The sequence below is a fragment of the Bartonella sp. MR90HLJMH genome, assembly GCF_042194115.1.
Lineage (GTDB): Bacteria > Pseudomonadota > Alphaproteobacteria > Rhizobiales > Rhizobiaceae > Bartonella > Bartonella grahamii.
On record NZ_JBHIMM010000001.1, the window covers coordinates 152,035 to 173,953 of the forward strand.

General features: G+C 37.6%; 12 protein-coding genes. 1 reads left to right on the forward strand and 11 read right to left on the reverse strand.

The window, feature by feature from the left end; genetic code table 11:
• Positions 1 to 3 precede the first annotated feature (3 nt).
• From ACFIJ9_RS00645 to gyrB, 10 genes are all read right to left on the reverse strand, one after another.
• Positions 4 to 2,469, reverse strand: a complete 2,466-nt coding sequence (locus ACFIJ9_RS00645) for a PAS-domain containing protein (protein ID WP_375635374.1) — start codon at positions 2,467 to 2,469, stop codon at positions 4 to 6.
• Positions 2,470 to 2,502: 33 nt separating this feature from the next.
• Complete coding sequence (gene ahcY, locus ACFIJ9_RS00650; protein WP_375635375.1) at positions 2,503 to 3,900, reverse strand: adenosylhomocysteinase; 1,398 nt, start codon at positions 3,898 to 3,900, stop codon at positions 2,503 to 2,505.
• 718 nt (positions 3,901 to 4,618) lie between these two features.
• A complete protein-coding gene (locus tag ACFIJ9_RS00655; RefSeq protein ID WP_375635376.1) occupies positions 4,619 to 5,617 on the reverse strand; it encodes a complex I NDUFA9 subunit family protein in 999 nt (332 codons plus the stop codon).
• A 42-nt stretch (positions 5,618 to 5,659) separates the two neighbouring features.
• A complete protein-coding gene (locus tag ACFIJ9_RS00660) occupies positions 5,660 to 6,979 on the reverse strand; it encodes a bifunctional folylpolyglutamate synthase/dihydrofolate synthase (RefSeq protein WP_375635377.1) in 1,320 nt (439 codons plus the stop codon).
• A gap of 4 nt (positions 6,980 to 6,983) precedes the next feature.
• Positions 6,984 to 7,904 (reverse strand): acetyl-CoA carboxylase, carboxyltransferase subunit beta, encoded by a 921-nt coding sequence (gene accD / locus ACFIJ9_RS00665; protein WP_375635378.1) that lies wholly within the window; start codon positions 7,902 to 7,904, stop codon positions 6,984 to 6,986.
• Positions 7,905 to 8,810: 906 nt separating this feature from the next.
• A complete protein-coding gene (locus ACFIJ9_RS00670) occupies positions 8,811 to 9,530 on the reverse strand; it encodes a sulfate transporter family protein (protein WP_375635379.1) in 720 nt (239 codons plus the stop codon).
• A gap of 1,883 nt (positions 9,531 to 11,413) precedes the next feature.
• Positions 11,414 to 12,835: a bifunctional phosphopantothenoylcysteine decarboxylase/phosphopantothenate--cysteine ligase CoaBC gene (coaBC, locus tag ACFIJ9_RS00675; RefSeq protein WP_375635380.1), complete on the reverse strand. Its 1,422-nt coding sequence runs from the start codon at positions 12,833 to 12,835 to the stop codon at positions 11,414 to 11,416.
• 68 nt (positions 12,836 to 12,903) lie between these two features.
• Complete coding sequence (ubiB, locus tag ACFIJ9_RS00680) at positions 12,904 to 14,490, reverse strand: 2-polyprenylphenol 6-hydroxylase (protein ID WP_375635381.1); 1,587 nt, start codon at positions 14,488 to 14,490, stop codon at positions 12,904 to 12,906.
• Between the two features lie 2 nt (positions 14,491 to 14,492).
• On the reverse strand, positions 14,493 to 15,275 hold the full coding sequence (ubiE, locus tag ACFIJ9_RS00685; protein ID WP_375635382.1) for a bifunctional demethylmenaquinone methyltransferase/2-methoxy-6-polyprenyl-1,4-benzoquinol methylase UbiE: 783 nt from the start codon (positions 15,273 to 15,275) through the stop codon (positions 14,493 to 14,495).
• A gap of 118 nt (positions 15,276 to 15,393) precedes the next feature.
• Positions 15,394 to 17,826 carry a DNA topoisomerase (ATP-hydrolyzing) subunit B gene (gene gyrB / locus ACFIJ9_RS00690; RefSeq protein WP_375635383.1) on the reverse strand — a complete coding sequence of 811 codons (2,433 nt, stop codon included), beginning with the start codon at positions 17,824 to 17,826 and terminating at the stop codon, positions 15,394 to 15,396.
• Positions 17,827 to 19,236: 1,410 nt separating this feature from the next.
• On the opposite strand from gyrB, the gene ACFIJ9_RS00695 reads away from it, so the two are divergent.
• Positions 19,237 to 20,157, forward strand: a complete 921-nt coding sequence (locus tag ACFIJ9_RS00695; protein ID WP_375635384.1) for a transporter substrate-binding domain-containing protein — start codon at positions 19,237 to 19,239, stop codon at positions 20,155 to 20,157.
• Positions 20,158 to 20,168: 11 nt separating this feature from the next.
• On the opposite strand, the gene ACFIJ9_RS00700 is transcribed toward ACFIJ9_RS00695, so the two are convergent.
• Complete coding sequence (locus tag ACFIJ9_RS00700) at positions 20,169 to 21,701, reverse strand: YifB family Mg chelatase-like AAA ATPase (protein WP_375635385.1); 1,533 nt, start codon at positions 21,699 to 21,701, stop codon at positions 20,169 to 20,171.
• Positions 21,702 to 21,919 lie beyond the last annotated feature (218 nt).

Sequence of the window (21,919 nt, forward strand, 5' to 3'; positions counted from 1 at the left end):
AAATTAAAAAATCTTATCTCCTTTGGGAAGTGGGAAAAAACATTTAACTGTTGTTCCTTTTCCAGAACCGGTAAGAATCTCAACATGTCCACCGTGTAGTTCAACGAAACTCTTCACAAGGGAAAGGCCAAGACCCGCTCCTGCACGCCCGCCATGGTGTGAATGAGAAGAAAAACGTTTAAAAATACGATCAAGGACGTCTTTTGGAATATCAGAGCCTTCATTGTGAACGCTAAAGACAATATTATCATCTTGTTCATCGACGCAAAATTCAATAGTGCTCGCTTCCGTTGCAAAATTAATAGCATTACTCAGCACATTCACAAAAATTTGATGCAAGCGTTTTTCGTCAGCAGAAATGGAATTTAAGGAAGGAGAAATTTGTTGTAAAAGCGTAATATGGCGTCCATTAAGGCGATCTTCTATACGTGTTACTGCTTGTATCATAGCATCTGCAATATTAACCGATTTTATGTCCAACTCCATAATGCCTGCATCAAGGGTAGCAAGATCAAGAATATCGTTAACAATATTTAAAAGAGTTCCTGATTCTGAATGAATATGCCCAAGATATTCTTGTTGACGTTTATTGATAGAGCCGAAAATTTGATCACGTAAAATATCCGAAAATCCAATAATATTGGTGAGAGGTGTACGCAATTCATAGGAAACATGTTGAACAAATTCATTACGCAAACGATCAGCACTTTCTAATGCTTCATTTCTTTCTTGAAGAGCACGCGCAACATGGACAGTGTCCGTAACATTCACAAAAGTAAGCATCGTTTGTCCATCGGGAAGAGGGACCAGAGTATAGTCAATAATCATATCATTTTTAAGATCTATACGACCTGAATATGTTTCACGTTTTTCAGCAAAACCGGTAATGAATTTGGTAAATTGATCCCATTCTTGTCCTAAGGTTAAGGCTGAACAATGGCTTTGTAACTGTGTAATATGGGTCCCTTCTACCAGTAAATTATAGGGAAGCGACCACAATTTCGACAGGGCAGGATTCGATAAACGAAGGCGCCCATCAGTACCAAAAACAACCACGCCTTCGGAAAGTTTATCAAGTGTTTCACCTTGTATTTTAATAAGTGTATTATAACGGCGTTCAAGATCAATTTTTTCTGTAAGGTTTTCGTAAAGCCAAGTGACACCTCCTTGTGGATGAGGGTTCGAGATAACACGCACCGTACGCCCATCTGGAAGATTCCAAATTTGTTGGTTCGATTCTGTTTGTCGATAGGCTTTAAAAAGTTCTTCTTTCCACGCGCGCCAATCGGGGTGTTCAGCAATGAGCCCTTTTTCACGTAAACGTTCAAGAAATAATGTATGGCTTGGTTCACTTTCTAAAAAGGAAGTCTCCAACGGCCATAAAATTTTAAAAGCATGATTACAGAATTTTAATTTTTGGTTTGTATCAAAAATAGCTACAGCTGTTGAAATTTGGTCAAGTGTTTCACAATGGCTTTGAAGAACATAACTTAATTCATGAGCAAGATTTTCATATGCGCTGTCATCACGCGCAAAAGCTGCCATCCCTTCGGCTGTTGTAATACGTGTGAGATGAAAACGATGTCGTTCTCCATCAATAACTGTGTGAACATGTTCTTGAAAAATTGTTTCTGTTTCATCTGTTTTACGTTGTGTATTTTCATTGAAAAGATCCCCCACTTCATCACTGTCTTCACGAAAGTCTGTCATTTCTCTAAAGGCGCGATTTATAAAACAAACTTTTCCTTCACAATCTTTTATCCATACGGGCTCTTGAATAAGATCAAGAAGATTACGCTGCATTCTCAGTTCAGTAAGAAGGCGGGCGATATCTTTCTGTAAACGAGCATTTTCACTCTGTTGTTTTGAGATATCTTGAAAACGAGCAATAGCGACTGTTCCTGCGATAACTCCTGTAACTTGCAGCAGTACATTGTTTGTGGTGGTGATAGAAAGATCAAAAGGGTGACATTTACAACGTAGTTGAGTCAATGCATAATCAAGTTCTCGCAGAGAATTTTCTTCAACCCAGAGCTCAAAACGCTGAAAATCTTTCTGATCGATTCCTATTTTTTGCAATGCAGAAAGGGCACCAACGACACGGGGTAAGGTTGTTGGATTTTCCCAAATAAGAAGGAATTGCTCGGTTTCTTCCAGAAGCCATTCATAATATTTAAGTTTTTCAGAAAAATTTGCCTGAATTATCTTCAAAGGCTTCTGTGCAGTTTTTTTTGCACGCATAATAACAGCTAGGCACGTGAGAAGTGAAGCACAAGAAATTCCTCCACACAGCGCTAAAAGCAGCCATGGACCATCTAGTAAAGTGAAGAAAAATGGTAGATAACCTTCCAGTGGCTGAGCAACAGCGCATGTTGGAGAAAAAAAGAAAAAAAGGCAAAATATATACGCATAGATTCGAATCATTTTTTGAGCTTTTTCTTTGGGGTTATAGTCACCAAAGCTGCGCACGACATCTTTCCCTTTTTTAACCCAAGGAAATGTTTAGTAACGGTAATGGTTTGGTTTATAAGGTCCTTGTGGTGTGACTCCAATATAAGCGGCTTGTTCTTCTGATAAAACACTTAATTTTATTCCTAACCGGTCAAGATGTAGACGTGCAACTTTTTCATCAAGATGTTTAGGCAAAACAGTGACTTCATTTGTATAGTGTTCTGCACGGGTAAAAAGTTCAATTTGCGCTAAAACTTGATTAGTAAACGAGGCTGACATGACAAAAGAGGGATGCCCAGTCGCATTCCCGAGGTTTAACAAACGCCCTTCAGAGAGCAAAATGATGCGTTTTCCATCGGGAAAGGTGATCATATCAACTTGTGGTTTAATATTTGTCCATGGCAAATTTCTAAGGGCTGCGACTTGGATTTCGTTATCAAAATGACCAATATTTCCAAGAATACACATATCCTTTACTTGTCGCATATGGTCTAAACGAACAACATCTTTATTGCCTGTTGTCGTGATGATAATATCAGCACTGGAAGCAGCATCATCCAAATTAACAACTTCATAGCCATCCATAGCTGCTTGAAGAGCGCAAATAGGATCAATTTCTGTTACTTTAACACGAGCCCCAGCACCAGAAAGAGATGCTGCTGAACCTTTTCCTACGTCACCATAACCACAGACAATGGCAGTTTTACCAGCGATCATCACGTCTGTTCCACGTCGAATACCATCGACCAATGATTCTTTACATCCATATTTATTATCAAACTTTGATTTAGTGACGCTATCATTGACATTAATAGCAGGAAAAGGCAGAAGCCCTTCTTTTTGTAACTGATAAAGACGGTTTACACCTGTTGTGGTTTCTTCGCTTACACCTTTAATTGTTGCACGCTGTCGTGTAAAAAATCTTGGCGTTGCATCCATACGCTTTTGTATTTGTTTGAAAAAAATTTCTTCTTCTTCTGTTTTGGGATGCGATAGGATATCTTTATTTTGTTCTGCACGACTTCCCATTAAAATATAGTTTGTGGCGTCAGCTCCATCATCTAAAATAAGATTGGAAGGATTACCATCTGGCCATTGGAAAATTGCATCTATATAAGTCCAATATTCTTCCAATGTTTCACCCTTAACGGCGAATACAGGAATACCAGTTGCGGCGATAGCTGCTGCTGCATGGTCTTGCGTAGAAAAAATATTACTAGAGCTCCACCGTATATCGGCGCCAATAGCTTTTAATGTTTCAATTAAAACAGCTGTTTGAATTGTCATGTGCAATGAGCCAGAAATACGCGCTCCGCGCAAAGGTTGATTAGAGGAAAACTCCTTACGACAAGCCATCAAACCAGGCATCTCAGTTTCAGCAATATCAAGTTCTTTACGACCATAAGCGGCAAGTGCAATATCTTTGACAACAAAATCTTGAGCTGCCATTCTTTATTCCTTTAAAATAAGTTTTTCCAAGACGGTAGGAGAAATTAAAAAAAAATGCAAGACAAGAAGAGGACTTCTTTATGTGAAAAAGCTCTTTTAAAATCTTCATAAATTTGTGCAACAAATATGCATTTATGAATCTGAGTGATGATGTTACTGACAGAATAAGAGATCTCCATGATAAGTCTTATTATATAAACAAAACTCTATCCTTTTCACGTAACGTTAAAGCTTTTAAAAATCTCCAGAGAGAATACCTTTTAAATAATAAAAATTGTGCATTGCTTCACAGTTTTTATATCGATTTTTTATGGGATAATATCGAAAGTAGTATACGAGTATTCTACTCGCTTATGCGGTTGTTGAAAAAGGAAGTATTACCTTACTTTAATCTCATTATTAAGCTTTCTACCAAAATAATATAATGCAAAGCCATAGGTTATCATATTTATGAATAGGCAATTCAGAATCGGTTCTTTAGGATTCCAATGTTGCATCTGTTCTTGGATAAAGACAGTTTATAGGAAGTGCTTTTCTCCTGTTTTCAACGATTTTTATCAAAATACTATAGATATACGATTAAACATTTTTTGTGATACTGAATAGAGCATTAAAAATGCAAAGACATTACTCTATTGAGCACTCTGATTTTAGAACCGCGAACAACGAGCTATGAATTATAAATCAAATAATTAACTCAGTTTTGGAAAAATTTATTCTAGACGAGTAAGTTTTGGGAAAATTGACCATGTGGACGAAATCGCCAAAGATAACTTGGCAAGAATGCAGCCATTGCTCTGGGGGTAATTCCCACACCTTCTAGAGTATATCCATTCTCTATAGCCTCTTTAGAAACAATGTTATCCATTTGCAAAAAACGTATCTGATTGGCTGTTACGAGTGTTGGTACAAAAGGCAATTTACCGATAGTTCCCAAAATTCCTCCAATCAATAGACCAGCAGAAAGGGGCATGGATAGGATTGTTTTTTTACGGTGAATAATTTTGAGTATATTTTCAAGAGTATTTTGAAAGGTGATAATCTGGGGACCACCAAGATCATAATTTTTTCCCCAAGCAACCTGTCCATCTAAAGTGCGCGCGATAAACTCAGCAACGTCACCAACATACACGGGTTGCAATTTGCTTTGCCCACCCCCAAAAAGAGGCATAATTGGTAAAAAACGTGACAAATCTGCTAAGGTGTTAAAGAAACAATCCTCTGGTCCAAAGATAACGGATGGACGGATAATAATTGCTTGAGGATGCTTGTTATGAATGATTTGTTCACCCATAAACTTAACACGTGCATAAAGACATGAAGCATTCTCGTTAGCCACAAGTGTGGACATATAGATGAGTGGAATAGCAGCTTGTGCTGTTAATTCAGCAACATTGTAAGCACCATCAATTTGTGTGTTTTTAAAATTCGATTGATTTGCTTGTTTTAAGCTACCAGGTAAAAACACTGCCGCATCAGCTCCAAGCAACGCGCGTGCAACAGAGGCACGATGCTTGATATCCGTTTTAAGCATTTGGGTTTGTCCTACTTCTCCTATTTGGAGCATGTAATAAGCTTTTTGTGGATAACGAACAGCGATACGAACGCGATATCCCCGCTTAGTCAAAGTTTCAACGACATGTCGTCCTACAAAACCAGATCCGCCAAAAACAGTAATAAGTTTAGGATGTTGATAAAGTGCACAATCAAGTTGCATGATTAAAAAGTCTATCTTTCAAAGCTTTAAAATAATCAATTTCTAGCATGGAGGTGTTTTATTGTCACGTAAAATATCGCCCGCAAGATAAAGGGAACCACTAATAAGGACAATTGCCTCTTTATATTCGGCTCTAATCTTATGCAAAGCATCTTGTAGATGTGCTTGTGGAGTAGCAAAGATTCCTGCTTTTTGCGCTGATTCAGCTAATTTTATTGGAGAGATACTGGCATTATTGTTAATCAGCGGTATCGTATATATTTTATCGACAAGGTTCGCTAAGGAACGAAAATAACCGACAGCATCTTTGGTATTGAGCATGCCAGCAATCATAATAATGGGACGATCTGTTTTTTTTCTCCATTGTGTAAGTTCTGCCGCAATAACTTTTCCAGCAGCAGGATTGTGACCACCGTCTAACCATAAATCAATATTAGGAGACAGTTGATCAACCAAATGTCCTTGGATAAGATGTTGCATCCGTGCGGGCCAATAAATATTTTTCAAAGCGTCATTTATGGTTTGTTCTGAAAGTTGAAAACCTGCTTGACAAACTGCTTCAAGAGATGCGCCAGCATTGGCAACTTGGTGGTCTCCAATAAGGTTAGGAAGTGAAAGATCCATGAGACCTTGATTGTTTTGAAAAACCATACGTCCATGTTCTTTATAACTTTGATAATCTTGATCAAATAGAGAATAAGGTGCTTTATTTTTATCGGCAAGGGGTATTAAAGTAGCAAGAGTTTCTTCATAATTTTGCTTCCCGATGACTACTGGAACATTTGGTTTGATAATTCCCCCCTTTTGAAAAGCGATTTGAGCAATTGTGTTTCCAAGAAAGTTCTCATGATCATAATCAATGGGCATAATAAGCGATACAGCTGGTTTGTTAATGACATTGGTAGCATCAAAACGCCCTCCCAACCCAACTTCTAAAATGACAACATCAGCTGGATGTGTACTAAACAGCATAAAGGCAGCGGCTGTAAAAATTTCAAAAATAGTAATCGGCTCTTGACGATTTACTTTTATAATTTCACGGATTGTCTCAGCCAATTGGTTTTCTGTAACAAGTTGACCACCTCCTTTTTGACCTAACCGGCAGCGTTCATTCCAGTTGACGAGATGAGGTGAGCTATAGACATGAACGCAGTATCCTGCACTTTCTAAAAGAGCACGGCAAATCGCTGAGGCAGATCCTTTGCCATTTGTTCCAGCGATGTGAATAATAGGGGCAAGTTTTAAATGTGGATTACCAAGACGCTCTAAAAGGTGAATAATACGCTCTAAAGAAAGATCAAATTTTTTCGGATAATTTTTTAGTAAATCATCCACCACCCTTTGTATCTGGTTTTGTTGCATAAATTTAAGCTGCTTTTGTTGTAGAAAGCGATGTTTGAGAGTCTGTTGGGGATGGATCGGAAGGGTCAAAAACAGCAGGGCGTTTCATCATCAAACGTAAAAGACGCGCAATTGTTGTTTTCATTTCTAAACGTGATACAACCATATCAATCATACCATGTTCGAGCAGATATTCACTACTTTGAAAACCTTCTGGTAGGGTTTCGCGTATAGTTTGTTGAATCACACGTGGACCAGCAAAACCAATCATAGCGCCAGGTTCAGCAATGTGAATATCACCAAGCATGGCGTAAGAAGCAGTAACACCACCGGTGGTTGGATTAGTCAGCACAACAATATAGGGAAGTTTTGCTTCTTTCAACATTTCAATCGCTACGGTTGTACGAGGCATTTGCATCAACGAGAGTGTTCCTTCTTGCATGCGTGCGCCACCAGAAGCAGAAAAAAGAACTAACGGGCGCCTTTCGGCAATGGCAGTATCAAAAGCTTTAATAATAGCTTCTCCTGAAGCCATACCGAGTGATCCACCCATAAAGGCGAAATCTTGAACGGTCGCAATGATTGGTAAGCCTTCAATCGTACCACGTGCACTTAAAATATTATCATCAACACCAAGTTTAGAACGATAATCTTTTAACCGGTCAATATAGCGTTTTTCGTCACGAAATTTTAAAGGATCTGTTACAACTTTTGGATTTTCAAGAGCTGTATAAACACCATCATCAAAAAAATGCATGAGACGATTTTTAGCGCTGATACGCATATGATGGCCAGAATTGGGAGCTACAAATTGATTAGCTTCCAGATCTTTATGGAAGATCATTTCACCACTGGTAGGATCTTTAATCCATAGATTTTCTGGAATTTCACGGCGCCCCAATATAGAGTTAATTTTAGGACGAACATAATTTGTAATCCAGTTCATCTTTATAACCTTCCTTTAAATATTACACATCTTTCGCATGATTTGAAAGAATATGAACCTAAGCAGTCACATTTGCTTTACCGGTGGAACAAAGGAGTCTATTTAATACTTTTATCTGTGTACGTATAGCTTGTTTTTTAATTTTTATTTTTTTACTTTGGTATTAAAATTCACTCCTTGCGATGGTTAACAAACCCCTTATTTTTTAATAAAAATGAAAATCCAATTAATCATTCGTATCAACAGTTTTTAAGAAAAGAAACCTTATAATATAAGGCTTTAACAAGGCTAAAATAATCCATTTAAGATAATGTACATGATAACACCATATTAGCGAAACGTTATCATCAGAGCAAGATTTTTTTCAAAAGGTTTCTTTAAAGCGCGCGCTTTTCACAATTAAAATTGAATACCCTCAAAAATGCTATTATATTACTCATTCATGTGCTTGTTTTACAAAGACATTTTTCAATAATCACCAAAACTCTCTTAATGACTGTCCTCAGAAGAGTATATACTCTCCGTAAATGGTATAAAATACATTATGCTCTTCATTTTTACTGAAATAGAAGGTACAAATCGATACCATCATACTCTTTTCCAGTTTTAATGTGACGATAATGTTTGCATTGAGAGGATTCATAAAAGATATTTCACGCCTTTTTGAAAGTACCTTTATCTACACACCACCTCCGTTTATGACATATTAACAAACGATTTCAATTAATCCAATATGAATAGGATTAAAATGAGAAAGCCTCATGATATTTAGGTTTTTCACTCATGTTGTGAAACAATAAATTATCGTTATAAATCAATATATTACTTTAATAAAAGATAAAGCATAAAATTTTATATTATGCTTTTTTGGCTGGCAAGTTTTATTAGCCTTAAAGTCAAGTAACATTATTTTTGTGTAATGCGTGCCATGGTCTTTTGGGAAAGCATTTTGTGTAAATATGTCATAAAGGCGGCTGCAAAAAGCGGTGTTGTTAAATTAAGAATTGGAATCGAAACAAAAAGCGCTATTAATAATCCTGCACCAAAAACCGTTGTGTAATGAGTATGTAAAAAAGCACGTGCATCTTGCTCTGTTCGAAAACGATAAGCAGCAAACAAGAAATATTCATGACCAAGCAAATAACCATTAATAACGTAAAAAGCGATTAAATTAATACCTGGTATGAAGAATAAAATAAAAGCAATTCCATTACCAAGAAGGCTTAAAATAACAAATTTAAAGGAAATGATAAGAGAACGCTGAAACGGCAAAGCTTGTCCAATAGGCTCGTTTGGGTAATCCTCTTTTTCAATGATTTCAGCAACAGAGTCAATGAAAAAACCACCAATCATAGCTGCGATTGGTGCAATCAAAAAAGCCAACAAAAGAGCCAAACCAAGATTAAAAATGATAAGCATGCTAAAACCAATCCATCCCGCCCAACTAGGGAGTTCAGGAAAAAACTGAGCAATCCAAGGCCAAAAGTAAGACATAAAAAGTTGGTGCACACATAACCATAAAATGGCGAGAATGAAAAAAGTAATCCCCAATGCTTTCAGTATCATAATACTATATTGCGAGGTCAGAAGACGTTGTAAAGCACGATAGGCAGCAGTAAAAATCATAAATTAATAAACTAAGGAAAGAAGCAAAAAAAACAAGAAATATATTTAAAGAATGTACGGTGTAGTTTTTTCTTTTTTGAATTACAAGATTTCTTTTCAAGAACATTATAAAAAACGGCTAAGGCTTCTTTGTTTAAAATAAAGTTTGAATAGATAGAAATTTTGATTTTTAAAAATCAAGAAGAATTTAAAAAGCAGCTGTTGTAGAAGAAATTTTTAATATTTTTGTACAGAGTGTAGGTTATTGCGTTTATATGATATATGTAAAAATTAAGGAATAAGAACTATTTGGGAGGAAAGTTGTTGACTTCTATTTATTCAGTAGAGTTGTCTAATTTCGTTTATCTACGTGCTTAATTGTTTTGCACAATTCCTAATGCTCTGTACTTTTATACTATTTGGCGGCATGCTTTTGCCTCTCGCTTTTATTCAAAACATATTGAGTTCAATGGAATAGGAGTAACGTAGTAGCTTGTAGATATTCTGATTTGGGCAACAGAATGATTAATATGATAGAAGTGGAAAAAATAAGCTTAGGCGATTGACTGTCCATATCCCATGGAAGGGTAATTTCTTGAGAAGAAGCAAAGAGTGGGAGACACCACTGATGATTAAAAATGATGAGATTTTGAATTTTAAAAGCTATAAGTGCAATGAAGTAAGAATTCATTGAAGCACTTTTCATATAAGTGGTGCACTGTATCAAATAATTTTTAGATAATAACACCACTAATTTATGAAGAGAATTGATCATTTTCAACTTGAATAAGAATCCAAAATATAGAAATATTCTTTAATTTCAAAGCCTTTATTCAACATCAAAAAATTATTTACTTGCACATTATAGGCGAGACCAGTGTATGGATACAAAGCTTTCGATAAAGGACTAAAAATGCTTCTCATGAAACATCACAATGTGAGGATATCATGGATCAAATCCTAGTCTTTGTGGTCTTGGTATGCTGGAGAGAGGACACACACATTTAATTTTAAAGACCGATCACTGAGGAAAATAATAAAGGCGTCAGTTTCATAAACTTATAGACAGTGGTGCAATGAATTTTGTTTACATTCTTTATGAGCATCAGTGTGAGATATGCTTCAAATTGCATTGAGATGTTATAATACATTGATTTATACATTATTTTTCATAGTGAATAAGAGCCCCAAGTAAAGTTGTCATATTTTCTTATTAGCTGCTCTCATCATGAAACAATCAAAAGCATTTATTTGCACATCATAAATAGGACTAATATGGGGATAAAAACATTGAAGAAAGAAAATGCTTTTATAAACTCTATCCAGTGCAAGAGCTTTCTCAAAATTGATGGTAGGCAAAGTAAATAATAGCTTGTTTTTTATAAGCTGGGGAAACAGAGGTGCAATAGATCCTACTTTTTATGATGGCTATGGGTGAAATAGAATTTTTTAAAGAAACATTTCCCAACGCTCGTCACACCCATTTCCCAACAGTGCTTGTGAATGGTATAAGGGTAAAGCTCTCGTGAATAATATAAAACTTATAGGGCACCACTATCTTTACACTTAATAAAAGAGCACTGCGGGCACCATCATTCTCTCAGTATTGCTCGACAGCTCTGTTCTTGAGACGGTCCATTATAAGCGTTTTTAGTTCTTTCTTAAACGTTTTGTATTCATACGGCTATCCTTCTTTGCAACGTGCAAGAAAATGGTTTTTATTGATTCAACATGAGAGAGAGTTGAAATGAGAGAATCTTACGATATTCAGGATTCTAATTTAATATGAACAACGCTAGATGATCATTATAACTCAAAATATTGTATACTAATCGAGATAGATAGACACCTATTGTTAGTTCTATTTTATAAGGTGTTTTAATATGAATGCATTTGAAGAGTTATTATTTGAAATGGGGTATATTTTCCTCATGAGGAGTAGGTGTCTGGGGGGCAAAAAATGATACAATCATGTTTGCTAATTTTTGCGCTACGTGTTGTTTACTCATATGGGGCCATTGTTCAACTTTTTCCTTACTCACGAGATAAACTTGATTTGTATCAGCACCCATGACACTTGTGCCATCTAGTTGAAGAGAAATATCATTAGCAAGAATGAAATCAGCTCCTTTTTCAACACATTTTTTTTGCGCATTGGCAATAATATCACATGTTTCAGCAGCAAAACCAATGACCAATGAGGGGCGATTTGGAGCGTGTCCAATCATTGCTAAAATGTCAGGATTTTCGACCATATGAAGGGATGGTGGTATTTTATGAGCATTCTTTTTAATTTTGTGTAAAGACTGCGTTTGACTGCGCCAATCACAAACAGCGGCGACAAAAATGGCACCATCAGCAGGCAATGCGGTTTGAACGGCTTGTAACATCTGTTGTGCTGTTTCAACATGAATGGTTTTTACTTCTTGTGGGTCTGCAAGATTAACAGGTCCACAAATAAGTGTTACTTTTGCACCCAAATGCGCAAGAGCAGTTGCGATGGCATGACCTTGTTTACCTGAAGACCGATTAGCAAGATAACGCACTGGATCAATTGGTTCATGGGTAGGGCCAGAGGTAACGATGAAATGGCGGTCAGAGAGAGGTTTTTCATGCACATTCAAAAGAGCCTCTATGGTAGCGACAATCGTTAAAGGTTCGCTCATGCGCCCATATCCTATCTCGTCACGTTCAGCCATATTTCCGATTTCTGGTCCAATGATATGAACGCCATCTGCGCGCAGTTGTGCAACATTGCGAATAGTGGCTGGATGCGCCCACATGGACGGATTCATAGCGGGTGCAATTAAGAGTGGACAGCGTGCCGCTAAAAGGATGCAATCAGCCAGATCATCTCCTATGCCATTGGCTATTTTTGCAATGCGATTGGCTGTAGCAGGGGCTAAAATAATAAGGTCAGCATTACGTGCTAATCGGATATGTCCAATATCGTGTTCTTCTTCGCGTGAAAATAAATCAGTATATACAGTACCACTGCTTAAAGCTTCAGCAGCTAAAGGCGTAATAAATTTTTGCGCTGCTTTTGTCATCACAACTTTTAAGTGTGCTCCACGTTCTTGTAAACGGCGAATCAAATCAAGTGCTTTATAGGATGCAATACTTCCCCCAATAATAAGAAGGAGAGATTTTGATTTCAATGATTGCACTTCAACAGCACTAGTATGAGAGAGTTGTGTGGTGAGAGGAGTGGGATTGCTTAAAAGGCGTCGGACTTCTTCTTCCATAGAAATACCATTTTGCGCGGCACGTATGCGCAAAGCTTCTTTGGTTTCAGGAGACAGGTTACGAATAGTAATACTGGCCATAAAATACCTCCAAGAAATAAAATGATTGCAATGATTTCATCGTTGATATTTTTAGCATATTAAGGAAATTAGAAAAGATGAAAAAAGTAAAAAGTGAGACAAACGCAACAAAGCGCAATGATGAAAAGACTATAACGACCATAACGGTTTCTACGACTTTGTTCGACAGCAATTTGTTTGATGGTGGCAGGAGAAAGATTAAAACCTGTTTTTCTCATTTGATCGAAATCTTCTTCTATCCGTTGGAAATTTTGAACCAATTGTGGTGTTTTGCGTGCCAGCGAAAGGAGAGCTTGCGCTCCTTCACTAAAGTCTTTTGCAACGCCTACAGGTCCCAAATTTTTACTAATCCATTCTTTGACAACAGGTTCAGAAGCTTTCCACATATTAAAAGTGGGGTCTAATGTGCGGGCAACACCTTCCACGACAACCATCGTTTTTTGCAGCAATAAAAGTTCAGGTCGCGTTTGCATGTCAAATAATTCAGTGACTTCAAACAATAAAGTGAGCAATTTAGCCATGGAAATACTTTGTGCTGATTGTCCATGTATTGGTTCGCCAATAGCGCGGTTGGCTTGCGCAAAGCTTTCAATGTTATGGTGTGAAGGAACATAACCGGCTTCAAAATGGGCGCGTGCAACCCGATGATAATCACGGGTAATAAAGCCATAAAGGATTTCAGCAAGGAAATGCTTTTCTTTTTTGCCAAGCCTTCCTGTAATGCCTAGATCAACAGCAACAATACATCCTTTTGCATCTACAAATAAATTACCAGGATGCATATCAGCGTGAAAAAAACCATCACGCAATGTATGACGAAGAAAAGATTGAATAAGCGTAATGGCAAGCGCCTGCAAATCAAATCCTGCTTCTTTGAGTTTGGAAATTTCGGATATTCTGATACCATCAATCCATTCCATTGTAAGAACATTACGTCCTGTCCGTTCCCAGTCAATACGTGGAACCCGAAAGCCTGTATCATGTTGAATATTTTCAGCCATTTCAGATATAGCCGCTGCTTCTAAACGTAAATCCATTTCAATGCGTGTTGTTTGTGCTAAAGTATCTACCACACGAACAGGACGAAGCCTTCGAGAGGCAGGGATATAGCGCTCTTGTAAGTGAGCAATGAGATAGAATCCTCTAAGATCTTTAGAAAAACGTGCTCTGATATTAGGACGAATAACTTTTACAGCACATTTTTTCGTATGACCAGTTTCATCACTGTATTCAGCTGGATGAACTTGAGCAATAGAAGCTGCAGCAATGGGGGGATAAAAATTTATGAATAAATCATCGATAGAGCGACCAAGAGAACTTTCAATTTGAGCAACAGCAGCAGTGCAAGAAAATGTTTGGACACGATCTTGTAGTTGTGACAAATCTTCCGCAATATCACGCCCAACAATATCAGGTCTTGTGGCAAGAAATTGACCAAGTTTTATGTAAGAGGGTCCAAGCTTATTAATGGCATACGAAATATTTTCAGATCGCTGTTTTTTTTTCGTTTTGCGTCGTGCTAATGCACTCGCTATACGATGACATAGCGCTGGAAATCCTTGAAGATCATCATGAGGAAGAGCACTTAAAACACCTTCACGTGCTAAAACCCATCCTGCATGCATCAATTGAAGGTAAGGGGAAATTTGCACCATTTTTAAATTTTCCAACCTGAATGCAGCGCTGCAATCGCACCGGTGAGATTGCGGTACGATACCCGCGAAAATCCTGCATGCTTGATCATATGGGCAAAATCATCTTGCTTAGGAAATTTGCGGATAGATTCAACCAAATAACGATAAGCATCACCATCATTTGCAATAAATTGACCAAGCTTAGGGATAGCATGGAAAGACCAAAGATCATAAATTTTATCCAGCAGAGGCGTCTCGACATTTGAAAATTCTAAACATAAAAAACGTCCACCGAGCTTTAAAACACGAAAAGCTTCTCTAAGAGCTTGATCAATATGAGGAACATTGCGAATTCCAAAAGCAATAGTGTAAGCGTCAAAGCTTTGATCTTCAAAAGGTAGATTTTCTGCATTGGCTTCAACAAAATCAATCAGAGGGGCAAGACCATTTTTTTGTGCGCGCTTTTTGCCAATGTTGAGCATTGAGCCGTTAATATCAAGCACTGTAGCATGGGCTTTTTGGCGTGAAGCATTAAGAATACGAAAAGCAATATCACCTGTACCGCCAGCGACATCAAGAACTTTCCAATGAGAAAGTGCTGGTGGGGAAAGCCAAGCAATCATGGAATTTTTCCACACACGGTGTAACCCTAATGATAAGATATCATTCATCTTGTCATAATTTTCAGCAACAGAATGAAACACACCATCCACCATGGATTGTTTTTGTGTTTCATCTACTCTTGTAAAACCAAAAGAGTGCTCCATGCCACCCTTGGCTCCTACACGTTCTGTTTCAACTGCCATGTGTATGACCTTCCTTATTTTTCTTTTATCGTAAATGAAATAAAGAGGGAATGTTCAAATACGAAAAAACAACGTATAAAACTGCGACATTTACACAGCTAAAAACAGAAGAGTACCTTTAGATATCAAGATTGGCAACGCTTAAGGCATTGTCTTGAATAAAAATACGTCTAGGTTCAACTTCATCACCCATGAGACGAGAAAAGAGTGAATCTGCATCGGTTGCATCATTAATTTTTACTTGTAAAAGAGAACGTGCATTAGGATCAAGCGTTGTTTCCCAAAGCTGTTCAGCATTCATTTCCCCAAGACCTTTATAACGTTGAAGAGTAATACCTTTTTTACCGTTTGTAAAAATGCTCTCTAAAAGGCTCATAGGACCAAAAATACGCTCTGTTTTATCTTTGCGACGTAAAAGAACAGGAGGATGATATATGTCGATAAAATTTTGGGAAATGCGATCAATTTGGCGTGCGTCAGTTGAATTTATAAGTCCCACATCAAGCGTAACAACATCTTTAACACCACGCAAAATACGCTCAAAACATAAGTTTCCATCTGCTGTATATTGTCCACTCCAACCTTGTTCCATATCATCAGCAATCAGATTAAGGCGGTGTGCTATAGTATCTGCTATTTTTTGCGCTTTTTCTTGTGTTGCAAAGACTTCAAGATTAAAAGCGCCAACGATTGCTGCTTGTTCAACGATATTACGGTCATAACGGGTATGAAGACCATCTAAAAGTTGACGTAATATACGAGCATCTTTAGCGAGTTGATACAAATCAGCCCCTGCACGAACTTCTCCCGTTGAAAGCTCAAGCGTTGTTTCTTCTAATCCAGTATCGATCAAGAATTCTTCAAATGCTGCTTCATTTTTAATATATTGGGAAGATTTTCCACGCGATACTTTATAAAGAGGAGGCTGAGCAATATAAAGATGCCCACGTTCAATCAACTCGGGCATTTGTCTAAAAAAGAAAGTGAGCAGCAGAGTACGAATATGGGCTCCATCAACGTCCGCATCTGTCATGATAATAATCTTATGATAACGTAATTTATCCGGTGAAAATTCATCTTTACCGATAGACGTTCCAAGAGCTGTAATAAGTGTTCCAATCATATCAGATGAGAGCATGCGGTCGAAACGTGCTCGTTCAACATTGAGAATTTTACCACGAAGGGGTAAAATTGCTTGATTTTGACGTGAGCGCCCACTTTTTGCTGAACCGCCAGCCGAATCCCCCTCGACAATAAAGATTTCTGATTTTGCAGGATCACGTTCTTGGCAATCGGCAAGTTTTCCTGGTAAAGAAGTGATATCAAGCGCCCCTTTTCGTCTTGTGAGTTCACGTGCTTTGCGTGCTGCTTCACGTGCTGTTGCAGCTTCTACCACTTTACTAATGAGAAGTTTTGCTTCATGAGGATGTTCTTCCAGCCATACTGAAAGACCTTCATTGACCAAATTTTCAACAATAGGACGCACTTCAGAAGAGACTAACTTATCCTTTGTTTGTGAAGAAAACTTTGGATCAGGAACTTTCACAGAAAGAATAGCTGTTAATCCTTCACGGCAGTCATCACCGGTTAAGTTTACTTTTTCTTTTTTAGCAATACCTGAAGATTCAGCATAGCCATTAATTTGGCGCGTAAGGGCACTTCTAAAACCTATCAAATGAGTTCCACCGTCACGCTGAGGAATATTATTGGTAAAACACAGGACCTTCTCATGATAGGAATCATTCCACCATAGGGCAACATCAACGCTCATACCATCTTTTTCACTTGCAATGTAAATAGGATTATCAAGCAGAGCTTTTTTTGATTGATCAATATATTTGACAAACTCCGTTAATCCACCTTCATAATGTAATTCAACTGATTTAGTATCAGCATGACGCTCGTCAACAAGGAGAATATAAACGCCAGAATTTAGAAAGGCTAATTCCCGTAAACGGCGCTCCAAAGTTTCAAAATCAAACTCAACCATAGTAAAAGTTTCAGAACTTGGTAAAAATCTGATTTCTGTTCCACTTTCTCTATCGCAATCGCCAATAACTTTTAATGGAGCATCAGCCACTCCGTGGGTAAATGATATTTCATGAATTTTACCATTCCGTCTGATTTGCAATTTAAGCCAAACGGATAATGCATTCACAACAGAGACGCCAACACCGTGTAATCCACCTGAAACTTTATAAGAGTTTTGATCAAACTTTCCGCCGGCATGAAGCTGTGTCATAATAACTTCAGCTGCAGAAACACCTTCTGTTGGATGGATATCTGTCGGAATTCCACGTCCATTATCACGAACAGAACAAGAACCATCAGCATGGAGTGTAACGTTTACAAGAGTAGCATGACCGGCTAAAGCTTCATCGATAGCATTGTCTACAACTTCATAGACCATATGGTGTAAACCCGATCCATCATCAGTATCACCGATATACATACCAGGACGTTTGCGTACAGCATCAAGGCCTTTGAGGACTTTGATAGAAGAAGCGCCATAATCATCACTTTGTGCCGCTGAGGTTATTTCATCACTCATAAGTTAGTCCATTCCTGTGTTCAATTTACAATATTCTATCTGCTTTTTTAAAGCTTAATGTTCTGATCAGTTATTTATGGAATAACCACATTAAACATTTACCGTATATCAGAACTAGATTCAATATCTGTCGATATATAATGAAGAGAATGATGAAATGAGATTGTACTGTTATGTCGTAAAACTCCGTCATTTAGGGCGGTGATATGGTGATATAAGGAAAGTAAGCACTACCTTGATACATTAAGTATTTTTAAAGTGTGTGGTGAATATTCGGAGCAGGGTTTATTTGTATAACCTTTAGTTAAGTAAATTGCATGAGTGGATAGCCCCAAGGAATTAGTCGAGAGAAGCAAGACTGTCTAGACGTCAACGCTAGTAGGAATCCTTTTCCTTCGAGGTGTGGGAATGAGGTCAACTAAGCTTTACAATAATGATGCTATTTATTTTGTTTATTTTTGCATATGCGTAATGTTTCAAAATTAGTTATACATTTTTGTGTTAGACTAACAAAGGTCTTACTTGTTTTATCCATAAATCAATTTTCAATTCTAATGCTGCCGTATATTTAAAACAAAGGTTACGAGCTCTCTAAGCAGCTCAAATTTTTATATATTAGATTGAGGCGAAAATATTGGGTATATTGGTTTGTGGCATCTTTAAAATGTGGAAAATATAAAGGCGTAAATGTAAAAACACGTTTCCACTATCATTCTTTTATTCAGTTTTACAACTTTTAAAAACGTCTACGGCGATGTTTTTAAAGAATGGGGGTGATGACGCATTGTCTTACGCTTTTGTTTTTCTCATTCCTGTAATGGAGGTTACGTCCCTTATTTAAAACAAAGCCCCATTGCGCTGTTATTCACGCGCTTTTTTAAGAAACATCTCTCAATGTTCCTAAACTCATTTTACAACGATGTTTAAATAGTATAACGCACAATACCCTGTGAATACTACAAGATTCATGTCCCCTATCTTGCCCATATTGACAATAAGGTGCAAACCAGCGGCATCATTTTATTTTCCAGCTCTTAAATGTTGACACAACCTTAATGTTGAGAAACCCCTCGGCATTTGAAGGGTATTTTTACTCTTTTCTTTAATAGTGTCTATATACTCCTTCTGGTTGTGATACGCAAGAAAATGGTTTTGATATTTTGATAAAATGGAGTGTGCCACTAAAGTATGTAAAGCTTATTTCTTATATTTAAAAAATCAAATCGCCTTTCTCTAAAATTACATTTTTATATATTCATTTGGGAAAATTAACACCAAAAGCTTAGGCATTTTCAATGGTTTTTAAAAATAGCAAGAATTTTATTTATTAAACGCCAGATATTTTGGTGAAGAGCGTTAGATAATAATCGAGAAGAGTTGCATCTTAGCTTTAAAAATGGGGGAGAGATTTTGAAAATAAAAAAATCTATATATATAAAACATCTTCAATTGCGTTTATGGTATTTTTTATTCAATAATCCATACAATATTTTTATTCGTATTATTTTTATTCGTATTTTATTTGTAGCAGGGGGGGGTCTATTTTCCTCTTACGCAGAAGCTGAAAGGTTGCCTTCTTTTTTTGATTCGCATGAACATTTGGTACAACCTGATACGACGGATATTCTTCGTTTGCGTTTTGTAACAACTTTTGATTTTCCTCCTTTTAATTTCCTTGATCAAACGGGGCATCTTGCAGGTTATAATATCGATTTATTGCGCGCTATTTGCTCAAAATTAAAATTAGAGAAGCTTTGTGAAGTAGAAGTAATTCCTTGGAAAGAGCTTGTAGAATATGTTAAAAATGGTGGTGCAGAAGTCATTATTGCGGGTTTAAAAGAAACAAGTAAAACCCAGCAAGATCTTGTTTTTACAAAGTCATATTTGCGCTTTCCAGCGCGATTTGTTGCTTCTCGACTTTTAGATCTCGATGAGCCAATAAGCGATCAATTGGTACATTTAACCAGTGGTGTTTTGTCTAAAAGTATTCACGAAAAGCTCTTTCATCATTATTTTCCTAAAGCAAAATGGCAAGAATTTAAAAAGAGAGAAGAGCTCTATAAAGCATTACAAGAGCGTAAAATTGACCTTATTTTTGATGATGGATTTGCTTTATCGTTATGGTTCAAAAAACAAAAATCTGTTGATTGCTGCCATTTTGTTGGGGGGGCATATATGGCGCCACAGTTATTGGGACAAGGAATGCAGCTTGCTGTTGCAAAAAAGAATGAAAAATTGGTTGATATACTCAATTATGCGCTGAAATCTCTAGAAGAGGATGGTAAACTTACAGAACTTTATTTGCGTTATTTTCCAATAAGTTTTTATTGATGAATAGTTTTTTAGTTAAGGGCTGTTAATCTTTCTGCGCCTAGTCGATAGGAAATAGCTTCTGCGAGATGATAGCGTGAAAGATTATCTGATCCGTCAAGATCAGCAATTGTGCGTGCAACTTTGAGAATGCGATGATAAGCGCGTGCAGAGAGGTGCATTTTTTCACTCACATCTCGTAAGAGTATGGTCGCACTTTTATCAGGAATGGCAATCTGTTCTATAATTTTGGCAGGGCAATCGCCATTGGTGCGAATATGATCAAACCCCATTGTTGCAAAACGTTTAGCTTGAATGGTACGGCATCGTGCGACGCGTTTGGCAACATCGCAGCTTTTTTCTGATTGTTCTGGTTGCATAAGGTCCATAGCTGTCAAAGCAGGGACATCAATCCGTAAATCAATTCGGTCAAGCAGAGGACCAGAAATACGGGACTGATAATCGATTTGGCAGCGTATTCCTTTAGCGCAAACATGGTCTTTTTCGCCTGCCATACCACAACGGCAAGGATTCATTGCGGCAATGAGTTGGAAGCGAGCAGGATAGCTAATATGGTGATTAGCGCGGGCGATAACCGATTCCCCACTTTCTAAGGGTTGACGAAGAGAATCAAGAACCTGCGGAGAAAATTCAGGCAATTCATCAAGGAATAACACACCATTATGGGCAAGAGAGACCTCTCCCGGTCGTCCTTTAAGTCCCCCACCAATCATTGCGGCCATGGAAGCAGAATGATGTGGGGAACGAAAGGGGCAATGAAGTGAAATGGTATTATGAACCGTTTCTCCTGTAATAGAAGCAATCAGAGAGACATCTAAAAGCTCACGGCTATCAAGAGGTGGCAAAATGGAAGGTAAGCGTTGCGCTAACATAGATTTCCCAGCACCAGGAGGTCCTACAAACAAAAGGTTATGGCGTCCAGCAGCACAAACTTCTAAGGCACGTTTGGCTGTTTTCTGTCCTTTGATTTCGCAAAGATCTGGGAGTTCAGTTTCGATAGTATATTGGCGTGGTTGTGGACGTTTTTGAATTTGGGTTCCTTTGAAATGGTTGACTATAGTGAGCAGAGTCTCTGGGGCAAGAATATTTATTTCTGCATTTGCCCAAGCAGCTTCAGGTCCACATTGGAAGGGACAAATCAGTCCTTTATCGAGTGATAAAGCTGTCATGGCAGCTGGTAAAACACCATTAACAGCGGTAAGTGAACCATCCAGTGATAATTCTCCCAAAATGATATAGTCTTGTGCTACTTCAGGAGGGAGGATTCCCATAGCAAGCATTAAGCCTACAGCGATTGGCAAATCATAATGCGAGCCCTCTTTAGGCAAATCAGCTGGTGCAAGATTAATCGTAATCCGTTTAGTAGGCATAGAAAGTCCACAAGCGTGGAGGGCTGCTTGCACACGTTCACGGCTTTCTGCAACTGCCTTATCAGCTAATCCAACAATAGCCATTCCTATTTTACCAGACGAAATCATAACCTGTACATCGACAGGGACTGCTTCTAGACCGCGAAAAGCAACAGTTGTAACACGTGCGATCATTTATTTATTTTCCCCTTTAGACTTTGTAGAGACAATCATATCTATGCATAAAAATCAAGAAGCATCTCTATGGTTTTTTTTATAGAGAGATCTATATACATAGGCAGTTTTTTAGCGTCCTCATGGAAAGTCATTTGTACAAATTTAACCATGATAGTATGGGACGCAATAAAACATTTATAATAAGCTAAATAAATATGTTAAGGAAAAAGAATGAG

Excerpts from the sequence above, each read along its gene's own strand:
- ahcY (WP_375635375.1), bottom strand. The coding sequence starts at position 3,900 with ATGGCAGCTCAAGATTTTGTTGTCAAAGATATTGCACTTGCCGCTTAT.
- ACFIJ9_RS00655 (WP_375635376.1), bottom strand. The coding sequence starts at position 5,617 with ATGCAACTTGATTGTGCACTTTATCAACATCCTAAACTTATTACTGTT.
- ACFIJ9_RS00660 (WP_375635377.1), bottom strand. The coding sequence starts at position 6,979 with ATGCAACAAAACCAGATACAAAGGGTGGTGGATGATTTACTAAAAAAT.
- accD (WP_375635378.1), bottom strand. The coding sequence starts at position 7,904 with ATGAACTGGATTACAAATTATGTTCGTCCTAAAATTAACTCTATATTG.
- ACFIJ9_RS00670 (WP_375635379.1), bottom strand. The coding sequence starts at position 9,530 with ATGATTTTTACTGCTGCCTATCGTGCTTTACAACGTCTTCTGACCTCG.
- coaBC (WP_375635380.1), bottom strand. The coding sequence starts at position 12,835 with ATGGCCAGTATTACTATTCGTAACCTGTCTCCTGAAACCAAAGAAGCT.
- ubiB (WP_375635381.1), bottom strand. The coding sequence starts at position 14,490 with ATGGTGCAAATTTCCCCTTACCTTCAATTGATGCATGCAGGATGGGTT.
- ubiE (WP_375635382.1), bottom strand. The coding sequence starts at position 15,275 with ATGGCAGTTGAAACAGAACGTGTAGGAGCCAAGGGTGGCATGGAGCAC.
- gyrB (WP_375635383.1), bottom strand. The coding sequence starts at position 17,826 with ATGAGTGATGAAATAACCTCAGCGGCACAAAGTGATGATTATGGCGCT.
- ACFIJ9_RS00700 (WP_375635385.1), bottom strand. The coding sequence starts at position 21,701 with ATGATCGCACGTGTTACAACTGTTGCTTTTCGCGGTCTAGAAGCAGTC.